The following is a 23,209-nucleotide window of genomic DNA, read 5'->3' as shown; positions in this document are numbered from 1 at the left end:
TTCATTCCTCTTTGCCTTGGCTGTCCCGTATCCAGACGCGCAGCGTGCCGGTGGTCTGAAAGCCGCAGGTCAGTGCGTCATCCATTGCGCCGCCGCGTTCATACCCGACTAGCGCGCGACCTTCAGCAAACGTATTGGCTGCGGCTCGCACAGCGTCTCGATAGGTCGGATTGCCATCCGTGGCAAAGACATTTGACAACCCGATCACGAGCTCGGATCTATTGGCTATGCAGCCGGCGGTGAAGCCGTCGGCCGTCCGTCGGCCAAGGATGGCGATGGCGGGGTCGGCCAGAACTGCAGTCGGAAAGAGACGGCCGCTGGAGCAACCTGCGCCACCCGTCCAGGCAAGTTCCCACATCTCCAAGCTGGCTGCGTCCCGAACGCGTTCCCAACCGGAGGGGGTCGTCGTTGGACGCCTTAGGTCCATCCAGATCCAGCTTGCTTCGAAGAGTTGGCTGAACCCGAGCGGTCGGAGATCCAGACGGCAGAAGCAATCCTTGACCGAAAAGCTGGTGGCAAGAACAGATGTCAGTCTGGCTATTTCTGCAAGTTGGATCGGTACGGCATCGGCATCCAAAGTGGCGGCATTGGGGTAGTAAGGAGGTGCTTGCTCAGCGCTGGACCAGACGGAGCGGCTCCTCCGGCCGCTTAGCCCGTGCACCTTGAAAATAGCCTGACAGAGGTCGGCATTGTTGCCAGCGCAAAGGCGGACCCTTTCGCTGGCAACAAGGCTCGGCACTTCTTACCCCATCGCCTTCTGCAGGTTCTCGTCGATCTTGTCGAGAAAGCCGGTGGTCGACAGCCAGGGCTGGTCGGGACCGATCAGCAGCGACAGGTCCTTGGTCATGAACCCGGCCTCTACGGTCTGGATGCAGACCTTTTCCAGCGTCTCGGCAAAGCGCTTGAGCTCGGCATTGCCGTCGAGCTTGGCGCGGTGGGCCAAGCCACGCGTCCAGGCGAAGATCGAGGCGATCGAGTTGGTCGAGGTTTCCTCGCCCTTCTGATGCTGGCGGTAGTGGCGGGTGACGGTGCCGTGGGCGGCCTCAGCTTCCACCGTCTTGCCGTCCGGCGTCATCAACACCGAGGTCATCAGGCCGAGCGAGCCGAAGCCTTGCGCCACCGTGTCGGACTGCACGTCGCCGTCATAGTTCTTGCAGGCCCAGACATAGCCGCCCGACCATTTCAGGCTGGAAGCCACCATGTCGTCGATCAGCCGGTGCTCGTACCAGAGTTTTCTCGCCTTGAACTCGGCCTCGAATTCCTTCTCGTAGACCTCCTGGAAGATGTCCTTGAAGCGGCCGTCATAGGCTTTGAGGATGGTATTCTTGGTCGAGAGATAGACCGGGAAGTTGCGCAGCAGGCCATAGTTCAGCGAGGCGCGAGCGAATTCACGGATCGACTCGTCGAGATTGTACATGGCCATGGCGACGCCGGCGCCGGGCGCCTCGAAGACGTCATGCTCGATCACCTTGCCGTCCTCGCCGACGAACTTGATTGTCAGCTTGCCCTTGCCCGGGAAGCGGAAGTCGGTGGCGCGGTATTGGTCGCCGAAGGCGTGACGGCCGACGACGATCGGCTTGGTCCAGCCGGGCACCAGGCGCGGCACGTTCTTCATGATGATCGGCTCGCGAAAGATGGTGCCGCCGAGGATGTTGCGGATGGTGCCGTTGGGCGACTTCCACATTTTCTTCAGCTTGAATTCCTCGACGCGCTGCTCGTCGGGCGTGATCGTCGCGCATTTCACGCCGACGCCGTATTTTTTGATGGCGTTGGCCGAGTCGACGGTCACCTGGTCATTGGTGGCGTCGCGGTTCTCGATTCCTAGATCGAAATAGTCCAGCTTGATGTCGAGATAGGGGTGGATCAGCTTGTCCTTGATGAACTGCCAGATGATGCGTGTCATCTCGTCGCCGTCGAGCTCGACGACCGGGTTCGCCACCTTGATCTTCGCCATGGAAAAAATGCCTCGTTGCTGGGGATCTGAACGGCCTTGCCCGTGGCTTCGGCCGGGGTTGGGCAGCGTATATCAAAGCCTTTTTGAGCGCGCAAACCGCGATCAGCCGATCGCAGACCGGTGTCGCGCTTGTGAATGCTTCATTTTCCGGGCCGGATGTGGCAGGGGACGCCGAAACGCCGCAAACCCAATGTAGGGAGAGCCATGCCAGGCGCAAACGACACCGCCAAGACCGCCGGACCGGCGATCATCCTTGTCGAGCCGCAGCTCGGCGAGAATATCGGCATGGTCGCGCGCGCCATGGCGAATTTCGGCCTTTCGGAGCTGCGCCTGGTCAATCCGCGCGACGGCTGGCCGAGCGAGAAGGCGCGTGCCGCCGCCAGCCGCGCCGACCACGTCATCGATGCGACAACGGTGTTCGACGACCTTGCCTCGGCAGTGGCCGACCTCAACTTCGTCTTCGCCACCACCGCCCGCGAGCGTGACGGCTTCAAACCGGTGCGCGGTCCGGTGGATGCGGGCAGGGCGCTCCGGGCCCGCGAGCAGGCGGGGCTGCGCACCGGAATTCTGTTCGGCCGTGAACGTTTTGGCCTCTACAATGAAGAGGTTGGTCTGGCTGACGAGATCGTCACCTTTCCCGTCGATCCCGGCTTCTCCTCGCTCAACATCGCACAGGCCGTGCTTTTGATGTCCTATGAATGGATGAAATCCGGCCTTGCCGAAGAGACCGCGACCAACTTCGCCGGACCGGAGCTCGTTCCGGCGACCAAGGAACAGCTGCACAGCCTGTTCACCTATCTCGAAGGCGCTCTCGAGGCACGCGGCTATTTCCGCCCGGAAGAGAAGAGGCCTAAGATGGTCGACAATCTGCGTGCCGTGCTGACGCGGGCGGGATTCGCTGAGCCCGAGTTGAAGGTGCTGCGCGGCATCATCTCGTCGCTCCACAGGTTTTCGCCGGCAATGCCGCGCGGCGACGGCTCACCGGGGGATGATCCGAGGCGGGCGCCGGCTACGCGCAAGCGAACAACGGACAAAGAAAGTTAAAATCCGTAAGCTCCGAACCTTCAAGGTAACCGAATATTATGCGGTTTGGTTCATCGTTCTCGAAACGATGGGGCAGCAGATGTTTACGTCCAATATTGGCCGTCTGCATTTCTTCTTCTATTCGCTAGGTCTGTTCATAGCGGAAGCGGTAACGATCGTGCTCTGCATTGCCGCAACGACCGGCTTCGCGGGATTGATCAATTCGATGCCGGGTCCGTCGCGGCAAAGCCTGGCCGGCGCCGCGCTTGTTGTGTCGCTCGTCTTCGTCGCGCTGCGCGGCAACATCGCATGGCGCCGCAGCCGCGATGCCGATGGTTCAGGCTGGATCCTCTGGTCCTATATCGCCTTTTCCGGCATCTATGGATTGCTGCAGGCCGGAACGCTTCTGGTCATCGATTTCGGCAATCCTGAGAGCGCGCCCGGTGGCCTGAACCTGCTCGGCCTTGCCATATTCGGCCTCTGGTGCACGATCCTGTGGGCAAAGCCTGTGGCCGGCAGCAACATCGATGAGCTGACCGAGGCTTTCGACTTTGAAGGCTCGTTGCCGGCGGAGGCGCGCCCCGCGAGGGCGACAGCGAGCGTCGCTCCAGCTGCGCCACGGACTGCTGCGCAACCCGCGCGTCCGGCGCCGGCGCCGGCGCCGCAGCCGTTTGGCCGCGCGCGACCCGCCGGCTTCGGCAAGCGGGGGCTCTGAGTTGCGCAAAAGCTGCTGGCATCTGCCACTTCAAGACCATGATCGTTCAGGATAGAAGCGCGGTTGGCCAAATCTCGGGTCAGCTTCTTCCTGTAGTCGGATGACAATGAACGATCGATCAAACCAGCGTCCGATCCTGATGTTCGATTCCGGTGTCGGCGGACTGACGGTGCTGCGCGAGGCGCGCGTCCTGATGCCGGATCGGCGCTTCGTCTATGTCGCCGACGATGCGGCTTTTCCTTACGGCGCATGGGAAGAGCCGGCGCTCAAGGAGCACATACTCGCCCTGTTCGGCAAATTGCTCGACCGTCTGCAGCCGGCGATCTCAGTGATCGCCTGCAACACCGCCTCGACCCTGGTGATCGATGCGCTGCGGGAAAAATTTCCCGGTCATCTTTTTGTCGGAACGGTGCCCGCGATCAAGCCGGCGGCCGAGCGCACGCGGTCCGGCCTGGTTTCGGTGCTGGCGACTCCGGGCACGGTGAAGCGCCAGTACACGCGTGACCTGATCAGCAAATGGGCGCAGAAATGCCATGTCCGGCTCGTCGGCAGCGACAGGCTTGCCGCATTGGCCGAGATCTATATGCGCGAAGGTTTTGTCGACGAGGAAGCCGTGCGCGCCGAGATCGCGCCCTGCTTCATCGAGCACGACGGGCAGCGCACCGACATCGTCGTGCTCGCCTGCACGCATTATCCGTTCCTGGCCAACCGCATGCGCAAGACCGCTCCCTGGCCGGTCGACTGGATCGATCCGGCGGAAGCCATTGCCCGGCGCGCCATGTCGCTGCTGCAGCCTATCGGCGAACCGTCGGGCGAGACCGAGCCCGATATCGCCCTCTTCACCTCTGGTAAGGTGGATTTCGCCACGCGCAGGCTCATCCAGGGCTTTGGGCTGACCTCGCGCTAGCTGGAACTGCGATAGCGCCGCAGCGTTTCTCTTCCCACCACCGCACAGGGAGAAATCGCATGCCAGCCAAATCGCAAGCCCAACAGAAGGCAGCCGGCGCAGCCCTTTCGGCCAAGCGCGGCGAGACCAAGAAAACCGAGCTTAAGGGTGCTTCGCGCGAGATGTACGAGTCCATGAGCGAGAAGCAACTCGAGGAGTTCGCCGAGACCAAACGCAAGGGACTGCCTAGCAAGAAGTCCTGACTTTGTGGCTGCCTGGCTCTCAAGTTGGTGCCTGGATAGAAACCCGCGGCATGCCACGACGTGGCGGATCTGCTTGCGGCCATGCCAATGCCTGCCATCGCCGGCTCCGGCGTCATGACGGCAGAATGGTTGAGCCGGTGCGTCGCCGACACGAGCTTGACACCGGTTAAATCTCTGTTTAACAGGGCCACCAACACCGGGCGGCGACGTCCGGTGGTTTCTTTTGCATGGGCAAGACCTCACCGGAAGCCACTCTGTCGGCGGTCTTGTTCGAACTGACGTGTCCCGTGGGTTTTCCGTCGCGTTGCGTGGGAAACCCTGTCAGGCCTCGAAAACGGAGGCCAGAGGAGGGCGCGTTTCCTTCACCCGGAGCAGGGGTTCCGGGTATATCGTTTTGAAAGGGAATGCGATGAGCAAGCGCGAATCCGCGAAATACAAGATCGACCGCCGTCTCGGCGAAAATATCTGGGGCCGTCCGAAGTCCCCGGTCAACAAGCGCGAATACGGTCCCGGCCAGCATGGCCAGCGCCGCAAGGGCAAGCTTTCCGACTTCGGCCTGCAGTTGCGCGCCAAGCAGAAGCTCAAGGGCCACTATGGCGACGTTTCGGAAAAGCAGTTCCGTAAGGTCTATGAGGAGGCCAACCGCCGCAAGGGCGACACCTCCGAGAACCTGATCGGCCTGCTCGAGTCGCGTCTCGACGCGATCGTCTATCGCGCCAAGTTCGTGCCGACCATCTTCGCGGCCCGCCAGTTCGTCAACCACGGCCACGTCAACGTCAACGGCAAGCGCACCAATATCGGTTCGTACCGCTGCAAGCCGGGCGACGTCATCGAGGTGCGCGAGAAGTCGAAGCAGCTCGTCATCGTGCTGGAATCGGTAGGCTTGGCCGAGCGTGACGTGCCGGACTATATCGAGGCCGACCACAACAAGATGACCGCGACCTACAACCGCGTTCCCGGCCTGGCGGATGTTCCGTTCGCCGTCCAGATGGAACCGAACCTGGTCGTCGAATTCTATTCGCGCTGATCCGACCAATCGGTGACACCCATCCAAGGCCGCCCTCGAGGCGGCCTTTTCTTTGTTTGTCGCGTCGGCCACGGCGGCAATTCCACCCTGGTCATTTTTTTAGCCGCAATTCCGCGACGGCTAGTGATTCCACTTGGCTGCAAAATGCTCTAAGCGAAGCGGCAACAGAACCGTGGGCACCTGCGCCATGAATATGCTGCCAAACGTCAAATCGCTTGAGCCGATCGCCGACGAGCCGGAAGGCGGATTCCATCCGCTGTTCCGCGACGTGCCATCCTCGGTCGAGTTCAACAAGCTGCGCAAGCGGCTGTTGCGGCTCACGCGCCAGGCGATCGAAGACTTCGCCATGGTCAAGCCCGGCGAGCGCTGGCTGGTGGCGCTCTCCGGCGGCAAGGATTCTTATGGCCTGCTTGCCTTGCTGCTCGATCTCAAATGGCGCGGGCTGCTGCCGGTCGAGCTGCTTGCCTGCAATCTCGACCAAGGTCAGCCGAATTTCCCGAAGCACATCCTGCCGGACTACCTCGGCGCCAACGGCATTGCGCATCGCATCGAGTACCAGGACACCTATTCGGTGGTCACCGACAAGCTGCCCGAGGGCAGCACCTATTGTTCGCTCTGCTCGCGGCTGAGGCGCGGCCATCTCTATCGCATCGCGCGCGAGGAGGGTTGCACCGCGCTGGTGCTCGGCCACCACCGTGAGGACATCCTCGAAACCTTCTTCATGAACCTGTTCCATGGCGGGCGTCTCGCCGCCATGCCGCCGAAGCTTCTCAATGACGAGGGCGACGTCATGGTTCTGCGCCCGCTCGCCTATTGCGCCGAGGCGGATCTCGAGAAATTCGCCAGTGCAATGAAGTTCCCAATCATCCCGTGCGATCTCTGCGGCAGCCAGGAAGGACTGCAGCGCAACGCCATGAAGGCGATGCTCGACGATATCGAGAAGCGTATGCCTGGCCGCAAGGACACGATGATCCGCGCGATGACCAATGTGCGACCCTCGCATCTGCTCGACCGGAAACTGTTCGACTTCGCCGCGCTCGATGTGCGCCTTACCATGGGAAAAGACATTTCCGATGACGTTTGACATGCAAGCGATCGACTGGCTGGCCGAGCTTCTAGCTGACGCAGCCAGGGCCGAAATCATGCCGCGCTTTCGCCGGTTGGGCGAGGGCGATATTCGCCAGAAGACGTCCGCCGCCGATCTGGTTACGGAGGCGGACGTCAACGCCGAAAGGCTGATCACTGTCAGGCTGCGCGAGCGTTACCCTACAGCGATGATCGTCGGCGAGGAGACCTGCTCCGACAATCCGGCCTTGCTCAAAGGGCTCGGCGATGCCGCGCTGGCCTTCGTCATCGATCCGGTCGACGGCACCTTCAACTTCGCCTCCGGCGTGCCGCTGTTCGGCGTCATGCTCGGCGTCGTGGTCAACGGCGAGACGGTTGCCGGCATCATCCACGACCCGATCGGGAAGGACTGGCTGATCGGCGCCAGGGGGGCGGGCAGCCATATCCGCCACGCACATGGCGCGCTGGACAGGGTGCGGGTCGCCGAGCCGGTGCCGATCTCCGAGATGACCGGCGCGATCTCGTGGCAGTATCTGAAGGAACCGGAGCGCTCGCGGCTCGCTCGCAACCACACAAAGGCGCTGTCGCAGTTCGGCTATCGTTGCGCCGCGCACGAATACCGGCTGCTGGCGAGCGGCCATGCGCATTTCGTCGTCTACAACAAGCTGATGCCGTGGGACCATCTGGCCGGCGTGCTGATCCATCAGGAGGCCGGTGGTTATGCGGCGCGGATCGACGGCGATGCCTATCTGCCGTCGCATGTCGACGGCGGGTTGTTGGTTACGCCAGACAAGGATAGCTGGAACGAACTGCGGCGCGAGCTCTGGGCGGAATAGGATCGATTGCGCTGACGAGGGCCAGCCCGTCGGCTGGAAGGTGTCGCTCTACACCCTCACGCAAATCCGGAGATGTGAATGAGCACCCGGTCCGCGATGGTCGCTCTGGCTCTCGCCCTCGCCGTGACGATCACCGGGGCTGACGAAGCAGCGGCACGGGAGCGCGCCTGCGGCAGTCGCGATCCCGTAAACTCCATAGCGGAAATGTCGGCTGCCATTTACGCCTGCTGGCGGCCGCCCCGCGGAACTGCCGGCCTGTCCTTGACCCTGCGGTTCTCGCTCCGCCGAGACGGAACGCTCATTGGCAAGCCGCGCGCGACCTTCTCCGCACTCGGACCGAACGACGCATTGAACAGAGCCTTCGTTGCCTCAGTCCTCGAGGCTCTCGATAAGGCCCTGCCGTTACCCTTTACCGAGAGCATGGGCGAGGCGATCGCAGGGCGCATACTTTCGCCTCGCTTCACGGCTGCGCTTGAACGAAAATCCTGACCGCCTGGCCGTAGGCGAGGTCTCACACCGGCGGATTGTGGGGCTGGAACAGCCTTCCGCGCTCGGCGATCAGGATCATCAGCAGGGCAGCGAGGGAAACGCTGCAGAAGCCGGCGGCCAATGGCGTGACCGTGCCGTTATAGGCCTGGCCTATCAGCGTGCCGAGCAGGCCGCCAAGAAAGGTCTGCATGAAGCCGAGGATGGAGGACGCCGTGCCGGCAAGCTCGCCGAGCGGCTCCATCGCAAGCGCGTTGAAATTCGCGCCGAGACAGCCGAACGGAACCATCGCGCCGGCAAAGAAGGCGATGAACAGCCAGAGCGGCATCTCGATCTCCAGCGAGACGACGAGCCAGACAAGGCTGATGGCGAGGAAGAGCAGCAGCGCGCTCTGCGACAGACGGCGCATGCCGACCTTGCCGACGAGCCGCGCGTTGAGGAAGTTCGAGAAGGCGAGCACGCCCGCGACGCCGGCGAAGATCAGCGGAAACAGCTCGCCGACATGGAAGACTTCGAGATAGATCTGCTGCGCGGAATTGATGAAGCCGAACATGGCGCCGAAGATGAAGGTGCTGGCAATGGCATAGCAAAGCGCGATGCGGTTGGTGAGCACGATGCGGAAGCCGCCGACGACGGCGTTGACGGTTAAGGGCCGCCGGTATTCCGGATGCAGCGTCTCCGGCAAGCGCAACAGTGACCATGCCGACACGATCAGCGCGCCGACCGCCATGGTGACGAAGATCCAGTGCCAGGTGGCGAAAAGCATGATGAACTGGCCGATGCCGGGCGCGACGACCGGTATCGCCATGAACACCATGAAGATCAGCGACATGACCTCGGCCATGCGGCGGCCCTCGAAGGTGTCGCGCACGATGGAGACGGCGATGACGCGGGTGGCCGCCGCGCCGATGCCTTGCACGACACGGCAGGCGAGCAGGGTGGCAAAGGTCGGAGCAACAGCAGCGGCCGCTACCGCCGCCACATAGATGATCAGGCCGGCGACCAGCGGCGCACGGCGGCCGAAACGATCGGAAACCGGACCGAAGAAGAGCTGACCGGTGCCGAAGCCAAGGATGTAGGCTGTGATCACATACTGGCGGTGGTTTTCATTCTCGACGCCGAGCGAGGCGCCGATCTGCTGCAGTGCCGGCAGCATGATGTCGATGGCGAGCGAATTGAGCGCCATCAGCGCCGCGCAGAGCGCAATGAATTCCCAGCGCGGAATGGGCAAGCTTTTTGCCGACTGCTGCGCTAGTGCCTGATTGTCCACGGCAAAATCCGATCAATCAAACGAACACGCGCCGGTCGACCGGCGCATCAATTCGTCTCGTTCTCGAGTTCGAAAGCCAAAGTGCCGGGGTGGGGCGGCCCCGGATGTCACCGCGCGGCCGGCTGGGCCGGCCAGCGCGAGCTCAAATCAGGCGGCGCCTTTGACGCTGACGCCTTTTTCGACCAGGAAATCCTGCAGCTCGCCGGCCTGGAACATCTCGCGCACGATGTCGCAACCGCCGACGAACTCGCCCTTGACGTAGAGCTGCGGAATGGTCGGCCAGTTCGAATAGTCCTTGATGCCCTGGCGCAGCTCGGCCGAGGTCAGCACGTTCACGCCTTTGTAGTCGACCCCGACATAGTCGAGGATCTGCACCACCTGGCCGGAGAACCCGCACTGCGGGAAGCCGGGGGTGCCCTTCATGAAGAGCACGACGTCGTTGCTCTTCACTTCGCTGTCGATGTAGTCGTTGATGCCGCTCATGGGGTATCCTTTCACGCCTGTGGGAGTCAGGCTCGAAGCATGTCCATCAAATAAACCCATAGGTTGGCTGAAACAAGACGTTAGCCGCGACGCACCCGAAATGGCGCAAAGCTTTGGTCCGCCATTGGGCCAAATCCGCCAGCCGGAACTCTTCCCACAGGCGGGCCGGCAGGCCGGTTCTCTTGTCCCGGTGCCGCTGACGGTTTCCCAGGTGCGCACGCGCCAGAATTATAGCTATAGCTAAATCTTGAAGCATGCGCTATCCTTGCCAGTGCCTTGGAGGAACGCGGATATGCGCGAAACGAAATCGCTGCTGGAACAAAAGCTCGATCGAAGGCTGCTTCTGGCCGGTGGCCTGGCGGCCGGCGGCACGGCGGTGATGGCGACCGCGGCGCGCGGGCAGACCGACCACGCCGGTCACGGAACGCCAGGGGCGGCCGAACCGCAGCCGGCGCACCTGTCCGCGCATGGGGCGATGATCACCGTCGGCGAGGTCGAGGATAGCCGCAACGGATTCGATCCAGTGAAGCTGCTGAGCGACTGGGAGACCGGGACGGTGTCGACGCTGCCGGACGGGCGGACACTGCGCAGCTTCGAGGTCACGGCCGAGGACAAGGAGATCGAGATCGCGCCCGGCATCCTGTTCCCCGCCTGGACCTACAATGGCCGCGTGCCGGGGCCGACGCTGCGGGCCACCGAAGGCGATCGCTTGAAGATCGTCTTCCGCAACAACGGCTCGCATCCGCATTCCATGCATTTCCACGGCATTCATGCAGCACGGATGGACGGCGTTCCCGGCGCCGGTCTGATCGGGCCGGGCGAGGAGTTCGTGTACGAGTTCGACGCCAGGCCGTTCGGCTGCCACCTCTATCATTGCCATGCGCTGCCGCTGAAGCGGCACATCCAGAAAGGTATGTACGGCGCCTTCATCATCGATCCCGATCCCGCCAGGCATCCGGAGCACGAGGCGGTCGCCCGCTCGCGCCTGCTCGGCACGCCGGAGAATGCCGGCTGGCAGGAATTCGTAATGGTGATGAACGCCTTCGACACCAATTTCGACAACGAGAACGAGGTCTATGCCGTCAACACCGTCGCCCATGCCTACGCGAAGAAGCCGATACGGGTGCTGAAGGACAAGCCTGTCCGGATCTATCTCGTCAACGTGGTCGAGTTCGACCCGATCAACTCCTTCCATCTGCATGCCAATTTCTTCGACTACTACAATCAGGGCACGACGCTGACGCCGACACTCAGGACCGTCGATCTGATCACCCAGTGCCAGGCCGAGCGCGGTATCCTCGAGTTCCATTTCAGGGAGCACGAGCCAGGCCTCTACATGTTCCATCCCCACCAGTCGGAGTTTACCGAACTCGGCTGGTCGGGCATGTTCGACGTCGTGGAGGCCTTGTCGTGACCGATGTCAGTAGCACCTCCCGGGATACACAGGCCGGTCGGCCGCGCTGGCTCTCTCTGCTCTGGATAGTACTGCCGCTCGCCGTGCTCGGGCTCGCGGTTGCGTGGATGGTCTCTTCCGACCCGTTGGCCAGCTTTCGCAACGGCGCGCCGCCGGTCGAGAACCTGACCTTCGAGCGGACAATTATCGGAAACGACGGCATTCGAATCCTCGTGCGGGCCGGTGGGTCGGAACCGATGACGATCGCACAGGTCCAGGTCGACGACGCTTACTGGCAGTTCACGCAGGATCCGCCGGGGCCGATCCCGCGAGGCGCAACGGCATGGATCAGCCTGCCATACCCCTGGGTGCTGGGGGAGGCGCATGCGATCAATGTCGTAACCAGTACCGGGACAACATTCGGGCACGATATCGCCGTCGCCGTACCCACACCGACGCGCAGTTCACCTAGCTTTGCCGCGCAAGCGGTGCTCGGCGGCTTTGTCGGCATCCTGCCCGTGGCGATCGGCCTGATGTTCTATCCGGCACTACGCGGGGTCGGGCGGAACGGCATGGACTTTCTCCTGTCGATGACCGTCGGTCTGCTCGCCTTCCTTTTCGTCGACACGCTCGAGGACGCGTTCGAACTGGCCGGCGAAGCAGCCGCCCTGTTCCAGGGGTCGACCATGATCGTACTCGCAGCCACCGCCAGTTTCCTTCTGCTCATGGCGGCAGGCCGGCGCAGCGGGACACCGACCGGGCTGGCGCTTGCCACCTTCATCGCACTCGGCATCGGCCTGCACAATCTCGGCGAGGGGCTGGCGATCGGCGCCGCCTTCGTTTCGGGCGCAGCCGGGCTCGGCACGTTCCTGGTGCTTGGCTTCACCTTGCACAACATCACCGAAGGCATCGCCATCGCCGCCCCGATCCTGAAGCAGCGACCGCCGCTCAGGACCTTCGCCATGTTGACGCTGCTCGCGGGAGGTCCGGCCGTCGTCGGCCTATGGATCGGCAGCCTCGCCTATGCGCCGCAATGGTCGGCGCTGGCGCTGGCGATCGGCGCCGGAGCGATCCTGCAAGTGATCGTCGAGATGGTTTCGCTGCAGCTTCGCCAGCGCCCCGATGGCTCGCGCGCCTTGCTCGCACCGGCTGCGATGGCCGGGCTGACAGCCGGGGTCGGCTTCATGTACCTCACGGCGATGCTGGTAAAGATCTGAACAACCGCGGCGTCAACACTCAGTCCGGAACGCTGGTCTGCAGGGCGAGCGCATGCAGCACGCCGCCCATATTGCCTTTCAGCGCGTCATAGACCATCTGGTGCTGCTGGACGCGGCTTTTGCCGCGGAAGCTCTCGGCCACCACTTCGGCAGCGTAGTGGTCGCCGTCACCAGCCAGATCGCGAATCGTCACCTTGGCGTCCGGAATGCCTTCCTTGATCAGCCGTTCGATGTCGTGCGCATCCATTGCCATGGCAGAAATCCTGTTTTCGAGGGGGCGCAGCCCGTGCGATGAGAGTCGGGGATAAGCGTAGAGCCTTTCCGGTCCGGATTGAAGCCGTTCCATCCGTGACCGAGGCTTCACGGGATATTCCGACCCGGCTGAGCCGCGTCGCCGGCGGACACATCCTCGCGCGTCGAGTAGGCGCGACCGAGGCTGAAGGTCAGCACGTAGAGCGGCACGTTTATCGCGATGCCGACCATCGGCAAGTAGCTCGTCCACTGCCAGACCGGGGAGAAAAACGGCCGGCCGTAGCCATCGCACATAAGCGAAGAACTATACGCCCAAAGCGCTCCGATGGCGGTTGCAATGGCGAAGAGCTTGACGCAAGTGACGATATGCCTTGCCCGGGCCGGCTCCGTCAAAAGGCGCTGCCACAGCACCAGGCACAAAACAGGAATGGCGTAGACGAGGTCCTGAGCGGCCAGCAACGGAATTGCGCCGTTCGCCGCAGCAAGGAACTCGGCTCGCGTTTCGAGCCTTGGACAGACCTCGCTCGAGGTCGTCGACAGCAGCAGAAAGACGAACGGGCCGAGGAACCAGAAAAAGAACAGCGACGGCCAGAAAACCGCTGCAAGCAGCGCCCGGACCGCCAGCCTGGTCAAATGGCCTGATCCATGAAGCGCGGGAACCAGCCCTCATGGGCGGCGGTCAATTCGCTGACCGGAACGGCACGCGCCTCGCCGAGCTTCAGCGTGTCGCCACCGGTCGTGCCGATCCACGGCGCGAAGATGCCGAGCTTGCCCTGCTCCGCGCGGATCCTATCCCATTCGCCGCTTTGCGGTTCGATCGACAAGGTCAGGAGATAACGGCCTTGGTCCTCGCCGAACCAGACCGGGATCGGATCGGTGCCGATGAGACCGGGAATGGTGGCGCCGATGCCGGATGCCATCGCCATTTCGGCCAGCGCCACGGCAAGGCCGCCGTCGGAGACATCGTGCGCGGCAGTCACGATGCCGGAAGCGATCAGCGCGCGCACGTGGTCGCCGACGCGCTTTTCATGTTCGAGGTCGACGGGCGGCGGCGAACCGTCGGCGCGGCCGTGGATGTCGCGCATATAGACGGACTGGCCGAGATGGCTGCCCCATGTCGGCGGCGCGCCGACCAGCACGATCATCTGGCCCTCGGCGGCAAAGCCGACGCGGGCCATCTTCGACCAATCGGCGATCAGCCCGACGCCGCCGATGGTCGGCGTCGGCAGGATGCCGCGGCCATTGGTCTCGTTGTAGAGCGAGACATTCCCGGAGACGATCGGGAAGCCGAGCGCGCGACAAGCGTCGCCGATACCCTTAACCGCTCCGACAAACTGGCCCATGATCTCCGGCCGCTCCGGATTGCCGAAATTGAGATTGTCGGTGGCGGCAAGCGGCAGGGCGCCCGTTGCCGTCAGGTTGCGCCAGCATTCGGCGACGGCCTGCTTGCCGCCCTCATACGGGTCGGCCTCGCAATAGCGCGGCGTGACGTCGGAAGAGAAGGCGAGCGCCTTGGTTGGATGGCCTTCGACGCGCACCACGCCGGCATCGCCGCCTGGGAGCTGCAGCGAATTGCCCTGAATCAGCGTGTCGTACTGCTCCCACACCCAACGGCGCGAAGAGAGGTCCGGACCGCCCAGCATCTTGAGCAACGCGTCGGCGACGTCGGCCTTGGGCGCGTCGTTCGCTGCAAGGGGCGCCGGCTTCTTCGTTTCGACCCAGGGGCGATCATATTCCGGCGCCTGGTCGCCCAGTTCCTTGATCGGCAGGTTGGCGACCTCGTCGCCACGGTGCAGCACGCGGAAGCGCAGGTCGTCGGTGGTCGTCCCGACGATGGCGAAGTCGAGGCCCCATTTGCGGAAGATCGCCTCGGCTTCCTCCTCTTTCTCGGGGCGCAGCACCATCAACATGCGCTCCTGGCTTTCCGACAGCATCATCTCGTAGGCGCTCATGCGCTCCTCGCGCACCGGCACCTTGTCGAGGTCGAGCTCGATGCCGAGATCGCCCTTGGCGCCCATCTCGACCGCCGAGCAGGTGAGCCCGGCCGCACCCATGTCCTGGATGGCGATGACCGCGCCCGACGCCATCAGCTCGAGGCAGGCCTCCAGCAGGCACTTTTCGGTGAAAGGGTCGCCAACCTGTACGGTCGGCCGCTTCTCCTCGATCTTGTCGTCGAACTCGGCCGACGCCATGGTGGCGCCGCCGACGCCGTCGCGCCCGGTCTTGGCGCCGAGATAGACGACCGGCAGGCCGACGCCCTTGGCCTGCGACAAGAAGATGGCGTTGGTTTTGGCGAGGCCGGCCGCGAAGGCGTTGACCAAGATGTTGCCGTTGTAGCGGGCGTCGAAATTGACCTCGCCGCCGACGGTCGGCACGCCGAAGGAATTGCCGTAGCCGCCGACACCGGAAACGACTCCAGCAACCAGGTGCCGGGTCTTGGGATGGTCAGGCGCGCCGAAGCGCAACGCGTTCATCGCCGCAACCGGTCGCGCGCCCATGGTGAAGACATCGCGCAGGATGCCGCCGACGCCGGTCGCGGCTCCCTGATAGGGCTCGATATAGGAGGGGTGGTTGTGGCTCTCCATCTTGAAGACGACGCAGTCGCCGTCGCCGATGTCGACCACGCCGGCATTCTCGCCGGGCCCCTGGATAACCTGCGGGCCGCTGGTGGGCAGCGTGCGCAGCCATTTCTTGGAAGACTTGTAGGAGCAGTGCTCGTTCCACATCGCCGAGAAGATGCCGAGCTCGGTGAAGCTCGGCTCGCGGCCAACCAGATCGAGGATGCGCTGGTATTCGTCGGGCTTCAGCCCATGCGCGGCGACGAGCTCGGGGGTGATCGGCACGGAATTGGATATGGTCATGAGCGGCGATTGGTATCCGTGGGAGAGGGGGCTCTTCTGAGTCTTCTCTTATCGCAAGCTTTCGAGCGATACACCCCCAAAGCACGACGAAAACGCCGGTAAACCGCTGCGCCGGCACCGGCCGGTAGCGCGAGGCGCTTAGGAAAGGGCAGGTCAGGAAAAACTGTCGTAGCCGGCGCGGCCCTCGTCGAGCAGGCGGCGGATGACCGCGACGCCACCGGCGACATCCTTGCTTTGCCCGGGTTGCGAAACACCGAAGCGGACGCCGTGGAAGACTTGCTCGGAACGACCGGCCTTGAACTCGTCCTCGTCGTCGATGAGCAAGCCCTGCGCCAGGCAGGCATTCTTGAAGGTACCCGAGAGCCAAGGATCCGGCAAGGTGAGCCAGACGAAGGGCACATTGTCCCGCGCCTTGAAATCAAAGCCAGCCAGCGTCTCGCGCACGACATGGACACGAGCTTGGATCTCGGCAATGCAGCGCTTGCGGATGTCGCTGGCCTGGCCGGACATCACCAGCCTTGTTCCAACCTCCGCCAGCAGAAAAGGCAGCCCGCCGGTCATCATCTTGTGCGCCACGCGGATGCGGTGGCGGTAGGCGGGCGGGCAGGACAGCCAGCCGCCGCGCACGCCGGCGGCGACTGACTTCGACAGGCCGCCGGCGACGATCGTGCGCTCAGGGGCGTATTCGGCGAGCAGTGGCGTCGGATCGTCGGTCAATTCGCCATAGAGATCATCCTCGATCAGGACGACATTGTACTCGCGCGCTATGCGCGCGATCGCCTGGCGCCGCTCCGCCGACAGCGTCACCAGCGTCGGGTTCTTCGCCGTCGGCATCACGAACATCATCTTCGGGTGTTTCTGCGCGCAGACGCGTTCGAAATCGTCGGGATCGAGACCTTCATCGTCCGCCGAGACCAGCGCGGTACGGCGCCCGATCAGACCGGCGCTGCGCGAGATCTGCGAATAGGTGAGATGCTCGAAGACGATCGTGTCGCCAGGCGTGGTGAGCGCCGCGATCGCCGCCATCACCGCCGCATGGGTGCCAAGCGTCGGCACGATCGAATCGGGCGAGGGGTGAAAGGAATTGCGCTTGAGCCAAAGGCCGCCGGCCTCGAACCAGCGCTCGGGGAAATCCCTGGTATAGCTTGAAATGTCGTGAGGGTGCTCCTCCGCCGTCCGCGCCAGCAGTTCGGCAATCAGTGCGCCTTGCCCGACATCGGGGGCGGCGGTGCTGTCGAAGCGCAGCTTGCCGCGGGGCGCGTCGATGAGCCGCGTTCCGAGCGCGGCGGGCTGCAGCTCGGGCTTGGGGCTCTCCGCGCGTTGCGCGAGCACATAGGTGCCGCGCCCGACCTCCCCACTCACCAGCCCGCGCTCGCGCAGCAACTGATAGGCCCGGCCGACCGTGCCGACCGTAGTGCCAATGTCGTAGGCGAGGTCGCGCTGCGGCGGCAGTTTTGCACCCGCATCGATGACGCCCTTGTCGATATCTGACTCAATGCTGTCAGCAAGGCGCTGATAGAGAGGGCCGGAACCGGAAGCGAGGTCTGGGAGCCAATTTGTCATGGTGACAATTTTTTATATTGCATCGCGCGACGAGTCAATCGATATGAAAACGCGGGTGAATAGAGTACAATTGATAGAATTGGTTGATCAAGATGAATACAATTGATACATTCCATGACAGCGCCGAATTGCACGGCCGCCCGTCGGGGCGCCGCGGGTTCGTTGACCGGGTCGTATTCGTGCTTCGTGCCATCGCCAGGCAAATCGACCGAATGCTGGAACGCCGTCGCGGACGCCTTGCGCTCTTGGAGATGACCGACGAGCAGCTCAACGACATCGGCATTTCGCGCTGCGACGCCCATCGCGAAGGTATCAGGCCGTTCTGGGACTAAGCCCGGCGCGACCGCCCTTAGTTGTTGCGATGCATGTCGTTCTCCCAAGACGCTTCGCGGTTTTGGGCCGCGAACAGAGCTTCGTCGGTATGTTGATTGCGACTGCAGGACGAGCGCGAAAACCGACCGTCAATCTTGCATTTGCAGGAATTGGCCTACGGCCGAATCACGCGGCGGCGGCGCAGGATGGATTGCCGGCCTGCCAGCGCGCGATGTCGGAGCCTATACGCGCGCCCAGCGGTTCGGCCATCAACGGCCCGAACACGTCCACTTTGCGGGAATTGCCTTGTGCTTGCACGACCAGCAGCGGCTTGCCGCCATAGTGCTTGGCGGGCACCAGCAGGAAGCGCGGCGTGCCGCTGTAGGAGTTGAGCTCGTTGGCCATCTGATAGGGCTTGAAGGCCGGGTCCTTGCTGGCGATCCAGCACTTGTGAGCGGCGATGGCGACCTGCTCCATGGCAAGCAGGGAAGCGCTCTTGCCAGAGGGGGGCGGCGTGGTCTTCGAGCCGGACTGGCAAGAGGCGAGCGCAAATCCGGCGGCGGCCAGGAGAGCAAGGCGAGTAATCGTCAGTCTCATGGTCAGGCCGCCCCGTTGGTCTGAAAGAATGGTCAGAAGGAATCGTCTGAAAGGATCAAGCGGCGATACCAAGCGCGCCTTCGAACAGCGCCCGGCCGTCGCCGCCGCCGTGTGCCGCCTCGATCAGGTTCTCCGGGTGCGGCATCAGACCGAGCACATTGCCCTTCTCGCTGACGATGCCGGCGATGTCGTTGATCGAGCCGTTGGGATTGGTGCCTTCGGCATAGCGGAACACCACCTGGCCTTCGCCTTCGAGGCGCGCCAGCGTTTCGGTGTCGGCGAAATAGTTGCCGTCGTGATGCGCGACCGGTGAGCGGATGATCTGGCCGGGCTGATAGCCGCGGGTGAACATCGTGTTCGCGTTAGCGATCTCGAGCTTCACGTGCCGGCAGACGAATTTCAGCGAGGCGTTGCGCATCAGGGCGCCGGGCAGCAGCCCCGCCTCGACCAGGATCTGGAAGCCGTTGCAGACGCCGATCACCATCACGCCCTTGGCCGCCTTTTCGGCCACTGCCCGCATCACCGGCATGCGCGCGGCGATCGCCCCGCAGCGCAGATAGTCGCCGAAGGAGAAGCCGCCGGGAATGGCGATCAGGTCGACGTCCGGGATTTCGGTGTCGGTTTGCCAGACGGTCGCCGGCGCCTGACCGGAAATCTTGGTCAGAGCCGCGATCATGTCGCGGTCACGGTTGAGCCCAGGCAGGAGGACGACGGCTGATTTCATTTGGGTCGTAGGGCCTCTGGTCTTCGGCGAGTTCGCTGGTGATGCACGCGCTTCAGGAGCCTGTACATCAAATCGCTGGTGGCTTCAGGCATAACCTCTGCGCTGCAACCTCAGGTAATAGCCACACTATAATTCTCAATCACCGTGTTCGCCAGAAGCTTGTCGCACATGGCCTTGAGGTCGGCTTCGGCCTTGGCTTTGTCGGTTCCGGTGAGCTCGATGTCGAAGACCTTGCCCTGCCGCACCTGGCCGACGCCGTCGAAGCCCAGTCCTGAGAGCGCGTGCTCGATCGCCTTGCCCTGCGGGTCGAGAACTCCGTTCTTGAGGGTGACGGTGACGCGGGCTTTCATCGATACTCCTGAGTGATCGGTAGTGCGGAGGGCGGGCACGCCGTTTCCGGCAGGCCCGCGCTGGCAGTCAGTGCTTCGTGCTCTTCGAGGGCTCGGAAGAGGCAACGAGCACCGGGCCTGTCGGGCGCGGCGGCTCGTTCTCATTCATGATGCCGAGGCGGCGGGCAACTTCCTGGTAGGCCTCGACCAGCCCGCCCATGTCGCGGCGAAAGCGGTCCTTGTCGAGCTTGTCCTGAGTGGCGACGTCCCACAGCCGGCAGGAGTCCGGCGAGATCTCGTCGGCGACAACGATGCGCATCATGTCGCCCTCGAACAGGCGGCCGCACTCGATTTTGAAGTCGACAAGCTGGATGCCGACGCCCAGAAACAGGCCGGAGAGGAAGTCATTGACGCGGATAGCCAGCGCCATGATGTCGTCGATCTCCTGCGGGCTGGCCCAGCCGAAGGCGGTGATGTGCTCTTCCGACACCATCGGGTCGTCCAGCGCATCGGCCTTGTAGTAGAATTCGATGATCGAGCGCGGCAGAACCGTGCCTTCCTCGATGCCCAGGCGCTTTGCCAGCGAGCCGGCGGCGACGTTGCGCACCACCACCTCGAGCGGGATGATCTCGACTTCCTTGATCAGCTGCTCGCGCATGTTCAGCCGGCGGATGAAATGGGTCGGGATGCCCATACGATTGAGGTGATTGAAAATGTGCTCGGAGATGCGGTTGTTGAGCACGCCCTTGCCGTCGACCACCTCATGTTTCTTCTTGTTGAAGGCGGTGGCGTCATCCTTGAAGAACTGGATCAGCGTCCCGGGCTCAGGTCCTTCATAAAGGATCTTGGCCTTGCCTTCGTAAATGCGGCGGCGATTTTTCATCTGATTTTTTCTCTGGATTGGCGGGCAGGCGGCAAGCGACCAGTTCCTGTCCGTCTGCCTAAATTAGTTGTGGCGACGGGTGCGTTCAATGCCGGTGTCTATAGCAATCGTAATGTTTGCTCAATCGGCAAATCCAGCCGATCAACCGCTTTCGGAACCGAAATGCCGCAGCGCAGCATGGGACGTTGCATATTGACCGGCCCGCGACCTTTTGGTTTGTGCTGGGTAAGCACAGATATTCATAGCCAAGCGAATCGATTTGATCGGAGGGACGCATGAGCAGCATGAAAGACCGCGAAGAGGGCTTCGAGCGCAAATTCGTCTTCGACGAGGAGCTCCGCTTCAAGGCCTCGGCGCGCCGCAACAGAGCGCTCGGCCTGTGGGCCGCCGAAAAGCTGGGCAAGAGCGGAGCCGATGCCGAGGCCTATGCCAAAGCGGTAGTCGTCTCCGACATCGAGGAGGCCGGCGACCATGACGTCTTCCGCAAAATCCGCGAGGACTTCGACGCCGCGGGCGTCAACCAGTCGGACCATCAGATCCGCCGCACCATGGACGAGCTGATGGCGCAGGCGATCGAGCAGGTCAAGAACACGTAAAAATCGTTGGACCAATCGACCGCCCGGCTCAGCCGGGCGGTTTTCTTTGCCTTGCCGCCGTTTCCGGCTGAGACTGCGGATCGTTACCAAGGAAGTTCCGATGTCGCTCAAGTCCCGCCTGGCCGCCGACGAAACGCTGTTCACCGCCTGGTCCGGCGTGCCGGACGCGCTGACGGTAGAGATCATCGCCAAGCAGGGCTTTGATGCCGTTACCCTCGACATGCAGCATGGCGGCCACCACGAGGACAGCGTTCTGCGCGGCCTGGTGCCGGTGCTTGCCGCCAACAAGCCGGCGCTGGTGCGCATCCCGGTCGGGCGCTTCGACATGGCGAGCCGGGCGCTCGATTTCGGCGCCGAGGCGGTGATCGCGCCGATGGTCAATTCCGTAGACGACGCCAGGCAGTTCGCCGCAGCGATGAAGTATCCGCCGATAGGCGAGCGTTCTTGGGGCCCGACCTATGCCTTCCCGCGCCATGGGAAGGGCGACCATGCCGAGTGGCTGCGCGACTCGAACCAGCGCACCATGGCCTTTGCCATGGTCGAGACGCGTGCGGCGTTCGAGGCGCTGGACGGGATCCTCGAGACGCCCGGCATCGATGGCATCTTCGTCGGGCCGTCGGATTTCTCGATCGCCTGGTCGAACGGCACCACCGTCAATTCGACGCTGGAAAGCATGATGGAGACGGTCGCCTCGATCGCCGAGCGGACGCGCAAGGCCGGCAAGCACGCCGCGATCTATGTCATCGAGCCGGCCGTTGCCGGCCGCGTCGTGTCGATGGGCTACCGCCTGCTCGCCATGGGCTCTGACCACACGCTGATCTCGCTCGGCGCCAGGACGCTGCTGAAGAGCATGCGGGATTCGATCGGCGCCTGAGGCGCCGGCGTTTCAAGGCTCCTTCAGTTCCGTGAGGAACTTGGCGAAAGTCATCGATCCCTCCGGCCAGGGGCCGAAGCCCGCGTCCTGGTTGAGATGGCCAGCGTCGCCGGCGTCGATGAACAGCGAACCCCAGGCGGCGGCGATGTCCTCGGCAACCTCAAAGGCGCAGAACGGGTCGTTGCGGCTGGCGATCACGATCGACGGAAAGGGCAGGGGCTCGCGCGAATAGGGCCCGAAGGTCATCAGGTGCCTCGGCCTGATCTCCGGATTGGCGACATCAGGCGGCGCCACGAAGAAGGCGCCCGCGACCGGCTTCTGGAATTGCGGGATCGCCTGCACCGCCGCCGCCACACCCAGCGAATGCGCGACGATGACGACCGGCCGCTCGGCCTCGTTGACAGCTTTCGCCACACTTGCTGTCCAGTCCTCGCGCACGGGTTTCGTCCACTCGGCCTGCTCGACCCGGCGCGCTGTCGATAGCTTCGATTGCCACCGGGTCTGCCAGTGCTCGGGCCCGGAATTGGTGTAGCCCGGTATGATGAGAATATCGGCGTCCTTGACTTTCATGGCGCCGATGTAGCGAGCGCCCCTGTCTGATGCAACCGGCCGGTGGGATGCAGTGGCATCACAAAGGTGAACAACGTGTTCGATTCTTTCAACCTTGTGTGAACGATGGTGATGAACGATCTGGAGAGGGAACAGGAATGACTAATAAACGTCGGCGCGACTGCCCATCGTGAGATCGGCGCCCGAACGGAGAGTGTGATGAGCGAACTGCCTTTTGCCGCGACCACCCCGGTCAGCGTCGCGCGTGTCGGGTTGAAGGCGCGCGATGCCGAAAACCTTGCCGCCTATTATCGTGCCGTCGTCGGCCTGCAGGAGTTGAGCCGCGCCGATGGCGCGATCACCCTCGGCGCCGCGGGCCGCCCGCTGCTGGTGCTGGAGCAGGATGCCTCGGCCAAGCCTGACGACCCGCGCAGCGCCGGCCTTTTCCACACTGCGTTCCTGCTGCCGTCGCGCGCCGATCTCGGCCGGTGGATCAGCCATGCCGCCGCCAACCGGATCGGCATCGAAGGCGCCTCGGACCATCTGGTCAGCGAGGCGCTCTACCTCACCGACCCTGAAGGCAACGGCATCGAGATCTACGCCGATCGCCGTCCGCAGGATTGGAAATGGAACGGCGACAAGATCGCAATGTCGACCGAGCGGCTGAACCTCCCCGCGGTCGTCGCCAGCGTGCCCGTCGGTGATGCCGGCTGGCAGGGAGCGCCGGAAAACACCATTGTCGGCCATGTCCACCTGCGCGTCGGGCGTCCGGAAGACGCCGAAGCGTGGTGGCATGACGAATTCGGCTTCGACACGGTCGCCAAATATGGCGGTCAGGCTGTGTTCCTGTCCTCCGGCCACTACCACCACCATATCGGTGCCAATTCCTGGCGCAGCGCCGGCGCCGGCCGCCGCGATCCCTCTCGCTCGGGCCTCGCCTGGGTCGAAATGCGCTCGGATAACGTGAAGGCCGAGACGACGCGTGAAGATCCCTGGGGCACGGTGATCAGGACGGTGCCTGGCAAGGCTTGACTAGGGCTGCGCGACACTA

At 63.4% G+C, this 23,209-nt stretch carries 27 protein-coding genes; 14 read left to right on the top strand and 13 right to left on the bottom strand.

What is annotated here, in order from left to right; genetic code table 11:
• Position 1: 1 nt before the first annotated feature.
• Together CK224_RS01970 and CK224_RS01965 are read right to left on the bottom strand one after the other, a co-directional pair.
• Positions 2-739 carry a hypothetical protein gene (locus CK224_RS01970; RefSeq protein ID WP_095780621.1) on the bottom strand — a complete coding sequence of 246 codons (738 nt, stop codon included), beginning with the start codon at positions 737-739 and terminating at the stop codon, positions 2-4.
• A 3-nt stretch (positions 740-742) separates the two neighbouring features.
• Positions 743-1,954 carry an NADP-dependent isocitrate dehydrogenase gene (locus CK224_RS01965; protein WP_095780620.1) on the bottom strand — a complete coding sequence of 404 codons (1,212 nt, stop codon included), beginning with the start codon at positions 1,952-1,954 and terminating at the stop codon, positions 743-745.
• A gap of 204 nt (positions 1,955-2,158) precedes the next feature.
• Here CK224_RS01965 and CK224_RS01960 point away from each other — a divergent pair, with 204 nt between their 5' ends.
• The 8 genes from CK224_RS01960 to CK224_RS01925 all read left to right on the top strand — a co-directional run bounded on the left by CK224_RS01960 (position 2,159) and on the right by CK224_RS01925 (position 8,258).
• The gene (locus tag CK224_RS01960; protein WP_095780619.1) at positions 2,159-2,998 is read left to right on the top strand and encodes an RNA methyltransferase; all 840 of its coding nucleotides are present in this window, start codon (positions 2,159-2,161) and stop codon (positions 2,996-2,998) included.
• 79 nt (positions 2,999-3,077) lie between these two features.
• Positions 3,078-3,692, top strand: coding sequence for a hypothetical protein (locus CK224_RS31140; protein ID WP_176477828.1), 615 nt, complete (start codon positions 3,078-3,080; stop codon positions 3,690-3,692).
• 106 nt (positions 3,693-3,798) lie between these two features.
• Positions 3,799-4,599: a glutamate racemase gene (gene murI, locus CK224_RS01950; protein WP_067328310.1), complete on the top strand. Its 801-nt coding sequence runs from the start codon at positions 3,799-3,801 to the stop codon at positions 4,597-4,599.
• Between the two features lie 59 nt (positions 4,600-4,658).
• A complete protein-coding gene (locus CK224_RS01945; RefSeq protein WP_066995133.1) occupies positions 4,659-4,841 on the top strand; it encodes a DUF3008 family protein in 183 nt (60 codons plus the stop codon).
• 409 nt (positions 4,842-5,250) lie between these two features.
• On the top strand, positions 5,251-5,868 hold the full coding sequence (gene rpsD, locus CK224_RS01940) for a 30S ribosomal protein S4 (RefSeq protein WP_066995136.1): 618 nt from the start codon (positions 5,251-5,253) through the stop codon (positions 5,866-5,868).
• A 187-nt stretch (positions 5,869-6,055) separates the two neighbouring features.
• Positions 6,056-6,952, top strand: a complete 897-nt coding sequence (gene ttcA, locus CK224_RS01935) for a tRNA 2-thiocytidine(32) synthetase TtcA (protein WP_066995139.1) — start codon at positions 6,056-6,058, stop codon at positions 6,950-6,952.
• Entirely contained in the window at positions 6,942-7,769 is an 828-nt protein-coding gene (locus CK224_RS01930) for an inositol monophosphatase family protein (RefSeq protein WP_095780617.1), read from the top strand. Before ttcA ends, CK224_RS01930 begins: the two co-directional genes overlap by 11 nt.
• Positions 7,770-7,847: 78 nt before the next feature.
• The gene (locus CK224_RS01925; RefSeq protein ID WP_095780616.1) at positions 7,848-8,258 is read left to right on the top strand and encodes a hypothetical protein; all 411 of its coding nucleotides are present in this window, start codon (positions 7,848-7,850) and stop codon (positions 8,256-8,258) included.
• Between the two features lie 22 nt (positions 8,259-8,280).
• Here the strand turns inward: CK224_RS01925 and CK224_RS01920 are convergent, their stop codons facing one another.
• Entirely contained in the window at positions 8,281-9,480 is a 1,200-nt protein-coding gene (locus CK224_RS01920; RefSeq protein WP_176477848.1) for a multidrug effflux MFS transporter, read from the bottom strand.
• Positions 9,481-9,672: 192 nt separating this feature from the next.
• The gene (gene grxD, locus CK224_RS01915) at positions 9,673-10,008 is read right to left on the bottom strand and encodes a Grx4 family monothiol glutaredoxin (RefSeq protein WP_066995148.1); all 336 of its coding nucleotides are present in this window, start codon (positions 10,006-10,008) and stop codon (positions 9,673-9,675) included.
• 292 nt (positions 10,009-10,300) lie between these two features.
• Here grxD and CK224_RS01905 point away from each other — a divergent pair, with 292 nt between their 5' ends.
• A complete protein-coding gene (locus CK224_RS01905) occupies positions 10,301-11,422 on the top strand; it encodes a multicopper oxidase domain-containing protein (RefSeq protein ID WP_066995151.1) in 1,122 nt (373 codons plus the stop codon).
• Positions 11,419-12,618 (top strand): ZIP family metal transporter, encoded by a 1,200-nt coding sequence (locus tag CK224_RS01900; protein ID WP_066995154.1) that lies wholly within the window; start codon positions 11,419-11,421, stop codon positions 12,616-12,618. Before CK224_RS01905 ends, CK224_RS01900 begins: the two co-directional genes overlap by 4 nt.
• Positions 12,619-12,637: 19 nt before the next feature.
• Here CK224_RS01900 and CK224_RS01895 read toward each other — a convergent pair whose 3' ends face one another.
• From CK224_RS01895 to CK224_RS01880, 4 genes are all read right to left on the bottom strand, one after another.
• Positions 12,638-12,871 (bottom strand): BolA family transcriptional regulator, encoded by a 234-nt coding sequence (locus CK224_RS01895; protein WP_023674714.1) that lies wholly within the window; start codon positions 12,869-12,871, stop codon positions 12,638-12,640.
• Positions 12,872-12,978: 107 nt separating this feature from the next.
• Positions 12,979-13,503, bottom strand: coding sequence for a hypothetical protein (locus CK224_RS01890; RefSeq protein ID WP_095780614.1), 525 nt, complete (start codon positions 13,501-13,503; stop codon positions 12,979-12,981).
• Entirely contained in the window at positions 13,500-15,731 is a 2,232-nt protein-coding gene (gene purL / locus CK224_RS01885) for a phosphoribosylformylglycinamidine synthase subunit PurL (RefSeq protein WP_095780613.1), read from the bottom strand. Before purL ends, CK224_RS01890 begins: the two co-directional genes overlap by 4 nt.
• Positions 15,732-15,884: 153 nt before the next feature.
• On the bottom strand, positions 15,885-17,294 hold the full coding sequence (locus CK224_RS01880) for a PLP-dependent aminotransferase family protein (RefSeq protein WP_095780612.1): 1,410 nt from the start codon (positions 17,292-17,294) through the stop codon (positions 15,885-15,887).
• Between the two features lie 92 nt (positions 17,295-17,386).
• Between CK224_RS01880 and CK224_RS01875 the strand changes: the two genes are divergently transcribed.
• Positions 17,387-17,626 carry a DUF1127 domain-containing protein gene (locus CK224_RS01875; protein ID WP_095780893.1) on the top strand — a complete coding sequence of 80 codons (240 nt, stop codon included), beginning with the start codon at positions 17,387-17,389 and terminating at the stop codon, positions 17,624-17,626.
• A gap of 166 nt (positions 17,627-17,792) precedes the next feature.
• Here the strand turns inward: CK224_RS01875 and CK224_RS01870 are convergent, their stop codons facing one another.
• From CK224_RS01870 to purC, 4 genes are all read right to left on the bottom strand, one after another.
• Complete coding sequence (locus CK224_RS01870) at positions 17,793-18,203, bottom strand: hypothetical protein (protein WP_095779611.1); 411 nt, start codon at positions 18,201-18,203, stop codon at positions 17,793-17,795.
• A 55-nt stretch (positions 18,204-18,258) separates the two neighbouring features.
• Entirely contained in the window at positions 18,259-18,927 is a 669-nt protein-coding gene (gene purQ / locus CK224_RS01865; RefSeq protein ID WP_095780611.1) for a phosphoribosylformylglycinamidine synthase subunit PurQ, read from the bottom strand.
• A 110-nt stretch (positions 18,928-19,037) separates the two neighbouring features.
• The gene (gene purS / locus CK224_RS01860; RefSeq protein WP_066995172.1) at positions 19,038-19,277 is read right to left on the bottom strand and encodes a phosphoribosylformylglycinamidine synthase subunit PurS; all 240 of its coding nucleotides are present in this window, start codon (positions 19,275-19,277) and stop codon (positions 19,038-19,040) included.
• A 67-nt stretch (positions 19,278-19,344) separates the two neighbouring features.
• Positions 19,345-20,139, bottom strand: coding sequence for a phosphoribosylaminoimidazolesuccinocarboxamide synthase (gene purC, locus CK224_RS01855; RefSeq protein ID WP_040969563.1), 795 nt, complete (start codon positions 20,137-20,139; stop codon positions 19,345-19,347).
• 275 nt (positions 20,140-20,414) lie between these two features.
• On the opposite strand from purC, the gene CK224_RS01850 reads away from it, so the two are divergent.
• Together CK224_RS01850 and CK224_RS01845 are read left to right on the top strand one after the other, a co-directional pair.
• Positions 20,415-20,735, top strand: coding sequence for a DUF1476 domain-containing protein (locus tag CK224_RS01850; RefSeq protein ID WP_066995175.1), 321 nt, complete (start codon positions 20,415-20,417; stop codon positions 20,733-20,735).
• A 100-nt stretch (positions 20,736-20,835) separates the two neighbouring features.
• Positions 20,836-21,609 carry an HpcH/HpaI aldolase/citrate lyase family protein gene (locus CK224_RS01845; RefSeq protein WP_066995178.1) on the top strand — a complete coding sequence of 258 codons (774 nt, stop codon included), beginning with the start codon at positions 20,836-20,838 and terminating at the stop codon, positions 21,607-21,609.
• Between the two features lie 12 nt (positions 21,610-21,621).
• Here the strand turns inward: CK224_RS01845 and CK224_RS01840 are convergent, their stop codons facing one another.
• A complete protein-coding gene (locus tag CK224_RS01840; protein ID WP_066995180.1) occupies positions 21,622-22,179 on the bottom strand; it encodes an alpha/beta hydrolase in 558 nt (185 codons plus the stop codon).
• Positions 22,180-22,377: 198 nt separating this feature from the next.
• On the opposite strand from CK224_RS01840, the gene CK224_RS01835 reads away from it, so the two are divergent.
• Complete coding sequence (locus tag CK224_RS01835; RefSeq protein WP_095780610.1) at positions 22,378-23,190, top strand: VOC family protein; 813 nt, start codon at positions 22,378-22,380, stop codon at positions 23,188-23,190.
• Positions 23,191-23,209: the final 19 nt, after the last annotated feature.

Source organism: Mesorhizobium sp. WSM3862 (assembly GCF_002294985.1).
Classification (GTDB): domain Bacteria; phylum Pseudomonadota; class Alphaproteobacteria; order Rhizobiales; family Rhizobiaceae; genus Mesorhizobium.
The sequence above is the reverse complement of the archived record's forward strand: the minus strand, read 5'-3'. Positions and strand labels throughout refer to the sequence as shown.